The sequence below is a fragment of the Sphingomonas sp. SORGH_AS_0789 genome (assembly GCF_031453055.1).
GTDB lineage: Bacteria > Pseudomonadota > Alphaproteobacteria > Sphingomonadales > Sphingomonadaceae > Sphingomonas.
The window spans coordinates 2586717-2602987 of record NZ_JAVIYV010000001.1 but is presented as its reverse complement, the minus strand read 5'-3'; the positions used below and the strand labels follow the sequence as shown (position 1 = coordinate 2602987).

Sequence of the window (16271 nt, the reverse complement as noted above, 5' to 3'; positions counted from 1 at the left end):
CGATGCGAAACGGTTCCCCTGCGCGACGATGGCGCGCGATCAGTGACCGGGCGAGCGTCCGGTGCCCTTGACCGGATCGGCGGAGGCCAATGCCTGTTCGGGATGCTTGCGGTTGCTGCGCACCGACGCCCAGAAGGACAGGCCGATGACGGTCGCGCCGATCAGGCCGGTGATCGTCTCCGGAATATGGAACCGCACCGACAACAGCATGATCGCCGCCAGCGCCAGGATCGCATAGAAGGCGCCATGCTCCAGATAGCGATACTGGGTCAGCGTGCCGTGATCGACCAGCATGATCGTCATCGACCGGACGAACATCGCCCCGATCCCCAGGCCCAGCGCGATGATGAACAGATTGTTCGACAAGGCGAAGGCGCCGATCACCCCGTCGAATGAGAAGCTGGCGTCCAGCACTTCCAGATACAGGAAGGCGGCAAAGCCCGACTTGGCCGCCGCGCCCGTCGCCGCATCGCCATCGCCCTCCAGCAGCACGCCGACCGCATGGACCGCGATATAGGTCAGCAGGCCGAAGATCCCGGCGGTCAGGAAGGTCATCGCCTCCTCGGCGGGAATGAACCGACCGATGACATAGAGCGCGAGCAGCACGATCCCCATCGCCAGCCCCGAAATGTCGCGCAGCGCCGCCAGCGGCCGTTCGATCGCGGGGAGCCAATGGTCCTCCTTCTCGTCGTCGAGGAAGAAGTTCAGCCCGACCATCGCCAGGAAGCTGCCGCCGAACCCCGAAATCCCGACATGGGCCGAGGTGATGATCTGTTCGTAGCGGACCGGATCGCCCGCGGCGAGCTTCACCGCCTCGATCGGCCCCATATGCGCGGCGATCGCGACGATGGCGAGCGGGAAGACGATCCGCATCCCGAACACCGCGATCAGGATACCCCAGGTCAGGAAACGCCGCCGCCATTTGTCGTCCATGTCGCGCAGCACGGTGGCATTGACCACCGCATTGTCGAACGACAGCGACACCTCCAGCACGCCGAGCACCAGCACGATCCACAATATGCCCAGCGTCCCCGCCAGCGTGCCCGTGCTCTCAAAGCCCAGCCAGGCCGCGATCGCCAGACAGATCGCGGTGAAGAGGAACGATCCCTTATAATATTTCAGCAGCACCTATTCCCCCTGTACGCGGCCGACCGACAAGCTCCGCAGCCCGGTAAAGCCCGGCTCCATGCTTTTGTTCAATCGGGCACCGGCTCTATCGCCGCCGGGCCCGGTCGCGACAAGCGGCTTTGCACGCGGAGATACGCGGAAGGGGACCCACGCGCGGCTCAGATGCGCGCGTCGTTGCCGATCAGCTGATTCGTGATGCGGTCGGCGGTCGCGCGCAGATGATTCAGCGCGGCGGCCTCGTCGACGGGCGCGTCGGTGATGCGGATGAACGGGACCGCCAGGACGGCCATGGCCTGATCGCCGCGCATGATCGGGGCCGCCAGTTCGACCATGCCGACCAGATCGGGGCTGTCGACCCGGGTGAAACCCTGTTCGCGCACCGCATCCGCCTGCGCCACCAGCCGGGCGCGTGCCTCTTCCGACAGCGGCGGGTCGAACAGCCCCTCCCATTCGCGCCGGGTCTGTTCGGGCTGCATGGCATAGAGGAGGACGCCCGACGGGGTGTCGTAGAGGGGCCGCCGATAGCCGACGCGAACCGAGAAGCCGACGGCCGTACACGCCTCCATTCGCGCGATGACCGAGGATGCCGCGCCCGACGGAACGGAGAGATAGCAGGACTGGCCGATCGTATCGGCGAGCAGCCGCATTTCGGGAAGCGACTGTTCCATCAGGCTGCGCACCGGCGGACGCTTCAACCCCAGATGGAACAGCCGCGAGGTCATGACATAGCCGTCCGGCCCCTGCGACACATAGCCGCGATGCTCCAGCACCTGGATCATGCGGAACAGCTCGCCCGTCGACCGGCCCAGCCGGTTGACGATCCCGCTCATGGTCAGCGGATGTTCCTCGGCCGCCAGCAGCTCCAGAATGTCGAGCCCCTTTTCGAGCGCGGGGGCGCGGTAGAGCCGCTTATCGTCCAAGCTGCCCTCTGTTAACGTAACCAAACACACTCTCCACCGCAATCTGCCGGAAAGATCCGATAGATTCGCCATGACATCAGAGTGTTCGCATCTACATCCTTTGGTCAGCCCGCAGCAATATCATTAACGACCGTTTCACCTTCCCGTCAGTCGACCAGAAGGTGGACGACATTCCCATGGACATGGGCAATGGCCCGCACCGGCGCGACCGGGGCCGATGCCACGAGCGCCGGATCGGCCAGCTCGACACGCCACCGTCCCGCATGATGGCTGGCCGCACGGACATTGCCCGCCCCGCCCAACAGGCCGAGCAGCGCGTCGGGCAGGCTCGCCACAGGGGCCACCGCCGGGGCGGCGGGGGTCGGCGCGACGGCGACCGGCGCAACCGCGACCGGTGCCGCGACCGGCTGGCCATGGCCCGCCTGGATGGCCGCACGCATCTCCATCGCAACCGTGTCCGCGACCGGACCCAGCACCACCTGAACGCCATTGGCGGAGGGGCGCAGGATGCCGCGCGCACCCAGCCGCTTCAGCGCGGGCTCATCGACCCGTGCGGGGTCGTTGACGACCAGCCGGAGCCGGGTGGTGCAGGCCGCCACCTCGCTGAGATTGGCGCCGCCGCCCATCGCCGCGACGAAGGACGCGCCGCGCCCGCCCTCGACCACCGGCTGATCGCCCGCCGCCTCGCCGCTCTCGACCATCGGCTCGGCCTCGCGGCCCGGCGTCTGGAGGTTCCAGCGGCGGATCGCAAAGCGGAAGACCGCGTAATAGAGCAGCGCATAGACCGCGCCGACCGGGATCAGCATCAGCGGCTTGGTCGCCTTGCCGAAATTGATGACATAGTCGAACAGGCCCGCCGAGAAGGTATAGCCCAGCCGCACGCCCAGCGCGTTCATCAGCGCCTCCGACACGCCGGTCAGGATCGCGTGGAAGGCATAGAGGACCGGCGCCAGGAACATGAAGCTGAACTCGATCGGCTCGGTCACGCCGGTCAGGAATGACATCAGCGCCAGGCTGAACAACATGCCGCCGACCGCCTTCTTCCGCTCGGGCAGCGCCTCGTGATACATGGCGAGACAGGCGGCGGGCAGGCCGAACATCATCACCGGGAAGAACCCGCTCATGAACGCGCCCGCCGTCGGATCGCCCGCGAAGAAGCGGGTCAGATCGCCGGTCTTGCCCTGATAGTCGCCGACCACGAAATAGGCGACGGTGTTCAGGATATGGTGCAGCCCGGTGACGACGAGCAGCCGGTTCAGCACGCCGAACGCGAACAGCCCCAGCCCGCCCGCCTGGACGATACCCTGGCTCATCGCATCGATGCCCGTATTGACCGGCCCGAACGCCACGCCCAGAAGCGCCGCCAGCCCCAGGCCGACAATGCCCGAAATGATCGGGACGAACCGACGCCCACCGAAAAAGGCCAGATATTCCGGCATCTTGATCGTCGCAAAACGGTTGTAGAAGCTGCCGCCGATCAACCCGGCGACGATCCCCACCGGCACGTCGAAACGATGGACCGACTTGGTCCGCCAGGCCGCCTCGACGGTGGCCGCGATGTCCTTGGCCAGCCCCGCGCCGGTCCCGGCGGGCGGGACGACCAGCGTCTCGGCCCCCTTGATCGTGACGAGATAGCAGGTGATCCCCGCCAGCGCCGCCGCGCCATTGCCGTCGCGGGCAAAGGCGGTGGCGACGCCGACCGCGAAGAGCAGCCCCAGATTGTCGAAGATCGCATTGCCCGCATTCGCCATGAAGGCGATGTTCAGCATGTCCGGCTGGCCCAGGCGGAGCAGCAGCCCCGCCACCGGCAGGACCGCGATGGGCAACATCAGCGCCCGCCCGAGCGACTGAAGCGAGGCCATGGGCGAGCTCATGCGCCGATCTCCTGAAGCATGGTGGTGATATGCGCGCGAACCGCCGCGGCCGAGGGCAAGGCGGTCGCCTGAAGCGCGGCGGCGCGGCAGCGGACCATGTCCAGCTTGCCGACCAGCGCCTTGATCGCGGCGACCCGCGCGGGGGGCACCGACAATTCGGTGACGCCCAGCCCCAGCAGGATCGGCACGGCCAGACGATCGGCGGCCAGCGAGCCGCAGACGCCGACCGGCGTGTCGTGCCTGGCCGCGCCTTCGCAGGTGGTGCCGATCAGCCGCAGCACGGCCGGATGAAGCCCGTCGACCCCCGCCGCCACCGCCGCGTTGCCGCGATCCATCGCCAGGGTATATTGGGTCAGGTCGTTGGTGCCGATCGAGAAGAAGTCGGCCTTGCGCGCGAGGATATCGGCGGAAATGGCGGCGGCGGGCGTCTCGATCATGACGCCGACCTCGGCCTTGCCGCCCTGGCGTTCGACGACGGCGCGGACCGCCTCCAGCTCGGCCAGGCTGGCGACCATCGGCGCCATGATCCGGCAGGGCTGGCGCACCGCCAGGATCGCACCGACCTGATCCTCCAGAAGCTGCGGATCGGCCAGCGACACGCGAATGCCGCGCAGGCCCAGCGCCGGATTCTCCTCGACGGGCAGGTCCATATAGGGTGCGGGCTTGTCGCCGCCGACATCGAGCAGTCGGACGATCATCGGCCGGTCGCCCAGCGCATCGGCGATCGCTTGGTAATCGCGGGCCTGTTCGTCGCGGGTCGGCGCGGTCGCGCGTTCCAGGAACAGGAATTCGGTGCGCAGCAGGCCGCAGCCCTCCGCCCCTTCGGCCACCGCCGCCTCGGCATCGGCGACCGAGCCCAGATTGGCGAACATCTCGATCCGGGTGCCGTCCGCCATGCGGCACGGCCCCTGGGCGGCGCGTGCCGCCTCCATCTCGGCCTTGCGGCGCGCGATGGTGTCGCGGGCCTGGCCCTGCGCGTCGGCATCGGGTTCGGGATCGATCAGCCCGCGATCGGCATCGAGCACGATCACCCGGCCATCCTCCAGCGCGGCAAGCGGATCGCCGAACGCCACCGCCATGGGCAGGCCCATGCCCGCCGCCAGGATCGCGGCGTGCGAGGTCGGACCGCCCTTGACCAGCGCGATCCCCGCGACGACGCCCGCATCCAGCGCCGCCACCTGGCTGGGCAACAGGTCCTCGGCGACCAGGATCGCCCCGGCGGGAACGCTCGGCCCCTCGATCGGCAGCCCGGCCAGCGCCGCCAAGACATGACGTTCCAGATCGCGCAGATCGTCGGCGCGCTCGGCGATGCGGCGGTCGCCGCTCGACACCAGCACCTTGACCTGCTCGGCAATCGCCTCCTGCCAGGCGACGCCCGCGCTCAGGCCGCGCGCGACCCCGGCCAGCGCCGCTTCGGTCAGCGTGGGATCGGCCAGCATCGCGCCATGCGCCGCCATCACGCCGCCCCGCGCGCCACCGGCCGCAGCCGCCAGCACCAGCCCTTCGCGGACCCGTGCCAGCGCATCGGTCAGCCTGGCGCGCTCTTCCTCGGCGCTTGCCGCGACGGTCTCGACCGGAATCGCCGCGCGGGTCAGCCGGTGGATCGGTCCGACCGCCAGGCCGGGCGCGGCGGGCACGCCGCCCAGGCCCGGTCCTTCGCCGCGTGCGGGTTCGGGCGCCTCGACCGGGGTTTCCTCGGGCGTCGCGTCGCTCAGAAAGGCGACGACCTCGGCCAGCGCGGCGGCGGCCTGCGGACCGTTCGCCTCGATCCGTACCGTCGTGCCATGACCCAGCCCCAGCCCCAGCAGGCCGACCGCGCTCAGCGCCGAGGCGCTGCGCTCGCCATGCGACAGGGTCACGCGCGCCTCGTGCCGCCGGACCGCCTCGACCAGCCGGGCGGCGGGACGGGCGTGGAGGCCGTGCGACAGCGCGACCGTCATCTCCTCGATCAGCGTCTCCCCGCTCTCCTCGGCGACCAGGGCCTCACCGGCGAGCGGCACGACGCGCAGCAGCGGATCGCCGACCGCGACCAGCCCGGTGGCGATCGGCTCGACTCCGTAGCGGGTGGCGTCCGCGACGATGACCGGCGTCACCACGGCGGGTGCGTGGCGGACGAGATAATCGAGGTCAAAGCGGATCAGCGGCTGACCCGCCAGCACCTTGGCACCCGCCTGCACCTGCGGGGTCAGACCCTGGCCGCCCAGCGACACGGTGTCGATGCCGATATGGCAGATCAACTCGAAGCCCTCGATGCTGCGCAGCGTCACCGCATGCCCGGCCTCGTGCACGGTCAGCACCGTGGCGTCGCACGGGGCGCAGAGCGCGTCGTTCACCGGATCGATGGCGATGCCGTCGCCCAGCATCTTCTCGGCGAAAACCGGATCGGGCACCTGCGCCAGCGGCATCACCCAACCCGCCAGCGGGGCAAAAATGGTCAGGTCACTCATCGCACGTCACTCTTTGCCAAACTGCATTCCTTCCCCCGCGACGATCGCCCGTCCCCCGCATCAGCGTGGACGGATCGTCACCCGGCCCAGCAGACCGCTTTCGATATTGCCCAGTCCCGCGACGATCAGCGCGATCGTCCGCTTGCCCGACCCGGCCGGCAGCACGGCGGTCAGCGGGCCCGGCCGGGGATCGCGCTTCTCGGCGACCAGCCGTCCGTCGACCCACAGGCTGGCCATGCCGCCCACCGAGGCGAAGCTCAACGTGCCGCCGCGCGCCGCGACGGCCCGGCGAGGCGTGAGGACGGTGCGATAGACGCGCCACCCCGCCCCCTCCGCCGGGGTCGGCGTTCCCGCCCGGACAAAGGCCCAGCCGTTATTGTCGCTGGCGGCGGGCGCGAGGTCGGGCGAAGGCCTGGCCTCCAGCCGGGGCGAACGCCGCCAGTCGCGCACGTCCATGTCCCCCGCCAGCACCGGCACCTGCGCGCGCGGCGCCACGCCCAGCCGGTCGAGCCGCAGGGTGGCGGGCCTCAGCCCGTCCGCCGTCGCGCGGATGGTGATCCGCCCGCGCCCGGTGTCGGGCCGCACGATCATCTGGGCCAGCCCGTTGAACAGCGAGCGCCGATCGCCCTTTTCGGGCTCATGGCTGTTGGGATCGCCATTGCCGACGCCGATGATCGCACCCCCGTCGATCGTGAAGCGGGTCATCAGATTGGCGGTCGGGACATGACGCCCATGCGCGTCGATCGCATCGATGGTGATCGCCTGCGCATCCTCGGTATCGCCCGCCATCACGGTGCGCGCGGGCGTCAGGCGCAGCGCCACCGGCACGCCGACCGTCTCATGCGCGGCGCGCGCGACCTCGCGCCCGCCGCGATAGGCGATCGCCTCGATCCGGCCCGGCGCATAGGGGATGGTCCATTCATTGCCCATCAGCCGGTCGACCGCGCCCTCACCCACCGTCTTGCCGTTCAGGCGAAGGACGACGCGCTCGGCGTTCGACAGGACCATGACCTTGGTCGGCTTGCCCTCGCGTCCCGGCCAGCTCCAGTGCGGTGCGATCGCCACGACCGGCGCGTCATCGACCCAGGCGGCGCGGTGGATATCGAACGCGGTCTTGGGAAAGCCGCAAAGGTCCAGGATGCCGAAGAAGCTGGCGATGGTCGGCCATTCATAGGGCGTCGGCTCGCCATGATAGTCGAAGCCGGTCCACACGAATCCGCCCGCGACGAAGGGGCGATCGGCGATCTTCTTCCAGGCGCCACGATGGGTGTCGCCCCAGCTCGCCGCCTCGATATCGTAGCTCGACGCGATGTGGCGCGCCGGATCGCTCTCGAACGCGCCGCGCGTCATGAACGCGCTGGTATCCTCCGAACTGGTCATCGGCTTGGCCGAGTTCAGCTGGTGATAGCGGTCGTAATCGCCCTGATAATAGTTGAAGCCGGTCACATCGACGACCTGCGCGACGTTGACGGGATCGAAAAAGGCCCCGTTCATCGCCGCCGTCACCGGGCGGCTGTCGTCCAGCGCGCGCACCCAATGCGCCATGCGCTTGACCATCTCGACCCCGGCCGGGGTGCCCTGCATCGGTTCCTCGTTGAAGACCGACCACAGGATGACCGAGGGATGGTTGCGGTCGCGCCGGACCAGCCATTCCAGCTGCGCGCGATATTCGGGCGCCGGATTGAACTGCCGGTTCTCGTTCATGACCAGCAGGCCCAGCCGGTCGCACCAGTCGAGCAGCTCGGGCGTGGGCGCATTGTGGCTGGAACGCACCGCGTTGCACCCCATCGCCTTCAGCCGCTCCAGCCGCCAGCCGATCAGCGCGTCGGGAAGTGCGGTGCCCACGCCCGCATGATCCTGATGCAGGCAGACGCCCTTCAGCTTGACAGGCCGGTCGTTGAGGAAGAAGCCCCGGTTCGCGTCGAAGCGGATCGTGCGGAACCCGATCGGCACGCGGCGTTCGTCCGCCACCTGTCCGTCGCGCAGCAACCGCACCTCGACCGTGTACAGCGTCGGCCGCTCGACCGACCAGAGCACCGGATCGGCCACCGACAGGTCGAGCGCGGCGCGCCCTTCGTCCAGCGACGGCACGGTCGCCTGGGCCTGGCCCTGCGCCACCACCTTGCCCTGCGGATCGAGCAGCCGCGCATCGACCGTCACGGGACTGTCGGTTTCGACAATGCTGGCCAGCGTCACCGCGACGGGGACATGCCAGCCGCCGTCGCGCTTGCGCGGGTCGCAATGGACGCCGTCGGTCGCGATCGACACGGGCGCATAGTCGCCCAGCCAGACATGGCGATAAAGGCCCGCGCCTTCATACCACCAACCCTCCATCGCATCGGCGTCGACGCGGACGGCCACGACATTGGCCTCGTCGCCGAACCGCGCGAACGGGGTCAGGTCGATGCGGACGGCGTTATAGCCGGAGAAATTGTGCGAGACGATGCTGCCATTGACCCAGATGGTCGCAAAGGTCGCGATCCCGCCGAATTCCAGCTCGATCCGCCGCCCGCGCAGGGCCGGGTCCAGCCGGAAGCTGCGCCGATACCAGCCGATCCCGCGCGGGCGATAGCCTTGCGCGACATTGGCGGTTTCCACGAAGGGCTGGAACGAGGCCCAGTCGTGCGGCAGGTCGACCGCCTGCCAGTCGCTGTCGTCATAATCGACCGCCGCCGCGCCGCGCGCATTGCCCGCCTTGACCGACAGATAGGTCGCATTGTGCGTATCGAGCCGCGCGGGCTCGACATCGCCCTCGTGGAACAGCCAGCCGCGATCCATCAGGACCCGGCCCGCATCCTGCACCGGCAGCGCGGGCGGCAGCCGGTCCACCGGGGCGGGCATGGGAAGCGCGCCCGCGCCGTCCGCCGGGCGGCGATCGGCGGCGAAGAGCGGGGCGGACGGAATACCGCCCGCCAGCCCCACCACCGCGCTGCCCAGCAGAAGGTCGCGGCGCGCGACCGTCATGCGGCGATCCGCGTATCGACGGGCTTGAGCGCGGCGTCGAGCACCACCCAGTCGGCACGCAGGCCGATGCCGAGCGCACCACGCTCGTCCGACAGGCCCAGGAACGCCGCCGGGTTGGTCGCCGCCATCGCGGCGGCCTGGTCGACGGTGATCCGCAGCTGCTCGACCGCATTGGCGACCGCCGAGCCCATGTCGAGATCCGATCCCGCCAGCGTGCCGTCGGTATAGGTGCACTTGCCGCCCGACACGTCGATATGACGGCCGTGCAGGACGAAGTCCTTCTCGACCGCGCCGACCGACGACATGGCGTCCGTGACCAGCATCAGCTTGTCGAACGGCCGCGCCTTCAGCGCCAGCCGCAGCATCGGCGCGGAGACGTGGAAGCCGTCGATGATCAGCCCCGAATAGGGGCGCGGATCGTCGAGCGTCGCGCCCGCCAGCCCCGGCACGCGCTGCTGCATGGCGGGCATCGCGTTATAGAGGTGGGTGATGCCGGACAGCCCGACATCGAACGCCGCGATCGCCTGCTCATAGCTGGCCTCGGTGTGCCCGGCGCTGACCAGCACGCCCGCTTCGACCAGACGGCGGATCGTGTCGACCGGCACCCGCTCGGGCGCGATGGTCAGCATGACCTTGCCACGGCGCGGGCGGGTCAGGACGGCGATCATCTCCTCGTCCAGATCGCGGAACCGCGTCGGATCGTGGATGCCCTTGCGCGCCGGGTTGAGCACCGGCCCTTCGACATGGATGCCGATGACGCCCGGCACCTTCGCCTCGATCGCCTCGTCGATCGCGTCGAGCGCGCGGGCGATCTTGTCGGGGGTTTCGCTGACCAAGGTCGGCAGCATCGCGGTGGTGCCATAGACGGCGTGCGCCGCCGCCATGGTCGCGATGCCGTCCACGTCCAGCCGGTCGTTGAACAGCACGCCGCCGCCGCCATTGACCTGGGTGTCGATATAGCCGGGGACGACCCAGCCGCCGTTCAGGTCGATCGTGTCGTCCGAACCCTCGACCGCGCCGATCGACGCGATGCGGTCGCCGTCCACGACGATCTCCGCACCCGGCAGGACGCCGCCGGAGGTCGCGACATGGCCGTTGACGAAACGGAAGCGGGTCATAGCGTGCGGGTCACTTTCTGCAGATGCGGCGGCGAGTCAGGGTCCATGCCACGGGCGAGCGCCAGCGCCTCGACCATGCGGTAGAAGCTGGCGAGCATCGAAATCGGCTCCAGCGCGGGGTGGCCGGCGACCATGGGGAGCGCACCGCCCTGCCCCGCGACGAACGGCTTTGCACCGCGCGCCTCGAACTGGTCGGCGACCGCCTTCACATCCTCGCCCGCCACGTCCGAGGTGGCGAAGCCCAGCACCGAATAGCCGGGCTCGACGATGCGCATCGGGCCGTGGCGAACCTCGGCGGCGCTGAACGGCTCGGCCTGGATCGAGCAGGTTTCCTTGAGCTTCAGCGCGGCTTCCTGCGCCACGCCGTAGCCATAGCCGCGACCCAGCACGAACATCTGGCTGAGTTCACGCAGGCCCTCGACCGCAGGGGACCAGTCGAGCCCCAGCGCCTGCTCGACCTGACCGGGCAGCTCGGCGAGCGCCGCTTCCAGCGTCTCGTCGCCCGCCCAGGCGGCGGCCAGCTGCGCCAGACCCGCCAGCGCGGTCAGGCAGGACTTGGTGGCGGCGACGGCCTTTTCGGGACCGGCCGACAGCGGCAGGAAGGTGTCGGCGCCGGTCGCCAGCGGCGATTCCTCGTCATTGACCAGCGCGACGATATGCGCGCCGCCCGCGCGATACGCCTCGACCGTCGCCAGCAGGTCCGGGCTGCGCCCCGACTGCGAAATGGCGATGACCAGTGCGCCCTGCACCTTCATCGGCGTCTCGAAGATCGACGCGACCGAGGGCGCCGCCGACGACACCGGCACGCCGGTCTTGGTCTCCAGGATATATTTGCCGTAGGTCGCGGCGTGATCCGACGATCCACGGGCGATCGTGACGATCACCGGCGGCGGGGCGGCACGCAGCCGTTCGGCCAGCGCCTTGACGGTCGGCGCATTGCGCGCGAGCAGCCGGGCGATCGCCTGCGGCGCCTCCCCCGCTTCCGCTCCCATCAGGGTGCTGGTCCCCGCACTACCGGCGGTCATCACATCAGACATCGGTTAACTCCGCGACGAAATCATAGGCATCGCCGCGATAGAAGGACTGGGTATATTCCACCGCCCGTCCATCGCGTAGAAATCCGCGGCGCTCGATCAACAGGCCCGCATGGCCCGGATCGACATCCAGCATCTTGGCATGGTCCGCCCCGAACGGCACCGCGCGCAGCCGCTGGAGCGCGCGGATCGGCCGGTTGCCGGTCCGCTCCAGCGCCGCATAGAGCGACCGGTCGACCGCCTCGACCGAGGGGAGCGCGAAACCGGCGATGGTCGAAACCTCGATCGCCATCGGCACCTCGTCGGCAAAGCGGACCCGCTGGAACCGATAGACCGGCGCGCCCGGCGACAGGCCCAGCGACAGCGCCTCCTCGGGCGTCACCGTGCCCGGTGCGCGGCTGACCCACTGGCTGCTCGGCGTGCGGCCGCGCGCGATCATGTCCTCGGAGAAGGAGGACAGCTTGGAGAAGCTCTTCTCCACCCGGCCCGCGACGAAGGTCCCGGCACCACGCCGGCGGGTCAGCAACCCCTCTTCGACCAGGCCGCCGATCGCCTTGCGCACCGTGATCCGCGACACGTCATATTCGATCGCCAGATCGCGCTCGGCGGGGATCGCGTCGTCCTCGGCCAGGACGTTGCTGGTGATGGCGTCGCGCAGCAGCTGCTGGAGCTGAAGGTACAATGGCGCGGGGTTCCCCTTTCGGAAGGAGCCGACCTGCGCCGAGAATGTCATGGCCGCGCCATCCCCCTTTGCCCGGACGTCGCTCATGCCGCGCCCCGCTTCGCACAAAGGCTTATCGCAGCAGGACCATGTGGGCAATAGGTATTATATTTGGCATACATTGGATGTTATTTCCTTCCGATAGCCTGCCGCAACGCCGCGATCTTTTCGGGGCTGGTCCGGCGCCGGTCGCCGCCCCCGAAACCCATGGCGGCAATCCGCGGGTCCCCCCAATCCTGCCGGACGCTCGCCGAGGCATGGACCGCGTCGACGCCGGTCCGCGCGATCAGGGCGGCGGCATTGTCGGCCGAAACGCCCGATCCGGCGATGATCGCCAACCGCCCATCCGCCGCCGCGACCATCGCCGCGATCGTCTCGGCCCCGGCCTGGGCGGTCGCTTCGCCGCCCGAGGTCAGGATATGGTCATAGCCAATGGCCGCGACTGCATGGACCGCCGCGACCGGATCGGCGACGAGATCGACGGCGCGGTGCAGCACGATCGCCACGCCGTCCGCCGCGTCCCGCCAGGCCGCCAGCACGTCCAGGTCGAGCGACCGGTCGTCGGCCATCGCCCCGACCACGACACCCGCGACCCCCATGGCGATCATCCGCCGGATCTCGTCGGCCGCCATCGCGACCTCGTCGGCGTCGTAACGGAAATCGCCCTCACGCGGACGGACCATCGCATGGACCGGCACCCCCGACCGCACCGCCTGCGCGACCAGCGCCGCCGAGGGGGTCAGCCCGCCCAGTCCCAGTGCGCCACACAATTCGATCCGATCCGCGCCCCCCGCCACGGCCGCCGCGACGCCGTCGGCGTCATCGACACAGATTTCCAGAAGCGGTCGCGGCATCGCCGTCATGGGCATCCCCTCGTCATGATAGCCATAGCCAGTCCTCCTCCCCAGGAACGACCGGAACCCTGCCATTTAAGCAGCATGTCCCACGATGTGCCAGCCCAATGGTCCCATGACGGGATCGGCCTGATTTTTTCCGTTTACGGACCAATGTCAGTTTGGTTACACGTTGGTCGTCAAGCATATAGTATAAAAAATGCTTTCAAGGGAGGACGCCATTCATCTCCCTGCGACGGAAACAGGCAGAATTCGCGGGATGGCGCGAGGAATTTTTGGGGGGATTTGAACATGTTGAGCTTTCGCAGCATGATCCTGACGGCGACCGCGCTCGCCGGACTTCAGGGCACCGCATTCGCACAGACCACGAATCAGGCACCGACTCAGACCGCGGTCGGAAGTGACCAGTCGGATACCGATGGCGACGTCGTGGTCACCGGCATCCGCCAGAGCCTTCGCAACGCCATCAACGTCAAGCGCGAGGCCAACGCCGTCGTCGACGTGATCACCGCCGAGGACGTGGGCAAGTTCCCCGACCGCAACGTCGCGGAATCGCTGTCGCACATTCCGGGCGTCAGCATCGACCGCCGCTTCGGCGAGGGTGAGAAGGTCGCCATCCTGGGCACCGATCCCGCGCTCAACCGCATGCTGCTCGACGGCCATGCGCTCGCCTCGGCCGACTGGGGTGGCAACGACAACGATCCGTCCAGCCGCACCTTCAACTATTCGCTGCTCGCCCCCGAACTGGTCGACCGGCTCGAAGTCTACAAGTCGCCCGAACCCCGCATCGAAGAGGGCAGCCTGGGCGGCACGGTGATCGTGCGCACCCGCCGTCCGCTCGACCTGGCGGCCAATTCGGTCTTCGCCTCGGGCGGCTACACCTATAACGACCGTTCCGAAAAGGGTAATATCCGCGGATCGGGCCTGTACAGCTGGCACAACGAAGCCAATAATTTCGGCTTCCTGGTCGCCGCCACCTATGACAAGCAGAACCTGACCCGCGCGGGCGTCGAGTTCTTCGGCTATCAGAGCGGCGCGGACTTCTTCCAGAAGAACAGCGACGGCAGCGTGCGTCGCGACGCGTCGGGCCAGGGCATCCTGCTGAACCCGAACGCCGCCGTCACCGGCGGGTCGAAGGAAGACCTGATCAAGGCGGTCGCCCCCTTCGGCATCAACTATGCCTATTTCCAGCAGACCCGCGAGCGCGCCAGCGTGTCGGGCACCGTGCAGTATCGCCCGGCCGACAATCTGACGCTGACCCTGAACGGGCTGCACATCGACGGCAACTACAACAATTACAGCCAGTCGATGTACACCATCCCGGTCGCCTGGACCGGCAGCGTGCTGCAGACCGCCAATGTCAGCAACGGCGTCGTCAACTCGGCCAGCTTCGCCGCCGCGCCGAACCAGTCGGCCCAGCTCGACACGCTGGTCCGCAAGACCAAGCTGAAGACCGACAACCTCAACTTCTTCGCCGACTGGGAAGGCGATGACGGCACGAAGATCAACTTCGCGGGCGGCTGGTCGAAGGCGACCGGCGGGCGCAACCCCGAATATCTGTTCAACGTGCAGACCAAGCTGCCGTTCAACTATGCCTTCACGCCCACCTCGGCGACGGTGAACTTCACGGGCGACCTGACCAACCCGGCGAATTACTTCACCAACCCGAACAACAATCCGGCCCAGATCGAGGGCCGCCCGGTCGTCATCAACGGCCAGCAGCTGAACGGGGCGCAGATCGGTGGCCTGGATTACAGCGTCACGACCGACCGCGACATCTTCGGCGGCTATGACGCGACCATCCCGGTCAATTTCGGCCCGTTCACGCAGATCCTGCTGGGCAGCCGCGTGACCGATCACGTCAATCGCGTCGATGCGCGCGGCATCAACACCTACAAGACCAGCTCGCAGACCGTGGACCAGCTGGGCGTCACCACGCTCGTCACGCCCGATGGCGTGTTCGACGGCAGCGGCGGCATGGGCAATGCCACCAAATATCTGAACCTGCCCGACCAGGCCGTGATCGACATCCTCGCAAAGTCGATCAACAGCCCGCTGGTCAACAAGGTCGGCGCCTCGACCAAGGTGCGCGAGACGGTCATCGCCTCCTATGTCCAGGCCAATTTCGAACAGGGCGGCCTGCGCGGCAATATCGGTGGCCGTCTGGTCTATACGCGTGACAAGTCCAACTATGCGCTGACGCTGTCCAACACGGTCAATCCGGTGCCGGTGCCCACCAGCACGACCACCGATTACCTGAAGTTCCTGCCCAGCGTGAACGTCGCCTATTCGATCACCCCCGAATTCCTGGTTCGCGGTTCGGTCGCGCAGGTGATCTCACGTCCGCGCTATCAGGACCTGGCGGCGGCGACCTCGCTCAACGACGTCACGCTCGATGGCGGCGGCGGCAATCCGAACCTGAAGCCGTACGAGTCGACCAACTACGAACTGACCGCGGAATGGTATCCGCGTGCCGGCTCGCTGATCGCGGTCGAACTCTTCCGTCGCGACATCTCGAACTACATCATCAACACGCGCACCAATGCGGTGTTCTTCAACTCGCTGCAGAACCGGCTGACGACCTATAGCGTCAACCAGCCGATCAACGGCGGCAAGGCGAAGGTCAACGGCGCGCTGGTGTCGGGTCAGACCGAAATCTGGGGCGGCTTCGGCATCCAGGCGAACTATTCGTACCAGGACAGCTCGACCTCGTCGGTCGACTCGACCGGCGCGTCGCTCAACCTGCCCTATCTGTCGCGGCACACCGTCAACGTGATCCCCTATTTCGAGAGCGGGATCTTCCAGGCGCGGCTCAGCTACAATTATCGTTCGAGCTACTTCCGCACGATCGGCCGCCTGAACTCGCGCGAAATGGTGGCGCCGTACAGCCAGCTCGACTTCTCGGCGGGTGTGAACCTGACCAAGGAGATCACGCTGACCGTCAATGCGCAGAACCTGCTCGACGAGACCTATTACCAGTATAACGCGACCCGCGACCGTCCGACCGCCTTCTACAAGAACGGCCGGACCTATGCGGCGTCGGTGGCGGTGCGCTTCTAAAAAAGTCGCCTCCGTCTTTGCGATACGGAAAGGCCCGTCGATCCAGGATCGGCGGGCTTTTTCGCGATCGGTGACTTTAACGAGTCATCAAAATGCTGCGCGCCTGTCACCGATCTGCGACGCGCACGTCACAGATGACGGGCATGACATT

At 68.0% G+C, this 16271-nt stretch carries 10 protein-coding genes; 1 reads left to right on the top strand and 9 read right to left on the bottom strand.

The window, feature by feature from the left end; translation table 11 throughout:
• Nucleotides 1–39 precede the first annotated feature (39 nt).
• From QE360_RS11965 to QE360_RS11925, 9 genes are all read right to left on the bottom strand, one after another.
• Nucleotides 40–1125 (bottom strand): DUF475 domain-containing protein, encoded by a 1086-nt coding sequence (locus QE360_RS11965; protein WP_309698213.1) that lies wholly within the window; start codon nt 1123–1125, stop codon nt 40–42.
• 161 nt (nt 1126–1286) lie between these two features.
• A complete protein-coding gene (locus QE360_RS11960) occupies nt 1287–2048 on the bottom strand; it encodes an IclR family transcriptional regulator (RefSeq protein WP_309701798.1) in 762 nt (253 codons plus the stop codon).
• 146 nt (nt 2049–2194) lie between these two features.
• The gene (nagE, locus tag QE360_RS11955) at nt 2195–3922 is read right to left on the bottom strand and encodes an N-acetylglucosamine-specific PTS transporter subunit IIBC (RefSeq protein WP_309701796.1); all 1728 of its coding nucleotides are present in this window, start codon (nt 3920–3922) and stop codon (nt 2195–2197) included.
• Entirely contained in the window at nt 3919–6369 is a 2451-nt protein-coding gene (ptsP, locus tag QE360_RS11950) for a phosphoenolpyruvate--protein phosphotransferase (RefSeq protein ID WP_309701794.1), read from the bottom strand. Before ptsP ends, nagE begins: the two co-directional genes overlap by 4 nt.
• 60 nt (nt 6370–6429) lie before the next feature.
• Nucleotides 6430–9333, bottom strand: a complete 2904-nt coding sequence (gene galA, locus QE360_RS11945) for a beta-galactosidase GalA (protein ID WP_309701792.1) — start codon at nt 9331–9333, stop codon at nt 6430–6432.
• Nucleotides 9330–10451 carry an N-acetylglucosamine-6-phosphate deacetylase gene (gene nagA / locus QE360_RS11940; RefSeq protein WP_309701790.1) on the bottom strand — a complete coding sequence of 374 codons (1122 nt, stop codon included), beginning with the start codon at nt 10449–10451 and terminating at the stop codon, nt 9330–9332. Before nagA ends, galA begins: the two co-directional genes overlap by 4 nt.
• A complete protein-coding gene (locus QE360_RS11935; protein ID WP_309701788.1) occupies nt 10448–11488 on the bottom strand; it encodes an SIS domain-containing protein in 1041 nt (346 codons plus the stop codon). The genes nagA and QE360_RS11935 overlap by 4 nt, the downstream gene beginning before the upstream one ends.
• Nucleotides 11481–12218 carry a GntR family transcriptional regulator gene (locus tag QE360_RS11930; RefSeq protein WP_307104579.1) on the bottom strand — a complete coding sequence of 246 codons (738 nt, stop codon included), beginning with the start codon at nt 12216–12218 and terminating at the stop codon, nt 11481–11483. The genes QE360_RS11935 and QE360_RS11930 overlap by 8 nt, the downstream gene beginning before the upstream one ends.
• A 116-nt stretch (nt 12219–12334) precedes the next feature.
• Entirely contained in the window at nt 12335–13069 is a 735-nt protein-coding gene (locus tag QE360_RS11925) for a copper homeostasis protein CutC (protein WP_309701786.1), read from the bottom strand.
• A 282-nt stretch (nt 13070–13351) separates the two neighbouring features.
• Here QE360_RS11925 and QE360_RS11920 point away from each other — a divergent pair, with 282 nt between their 5' ends.
• Nucleotides 13352–16120 (top strand): TonB-dependent receptor, encoded by a 2769-nt coding sequence (locus QE360_RS11920; protein ID WP_309701784.1) that lies wholly within the window; start codon nt 13352–13354, stop codon nt 16118–16120.
• Nucleotides 16121–16271: the final 151 nt, after the last annotated feature.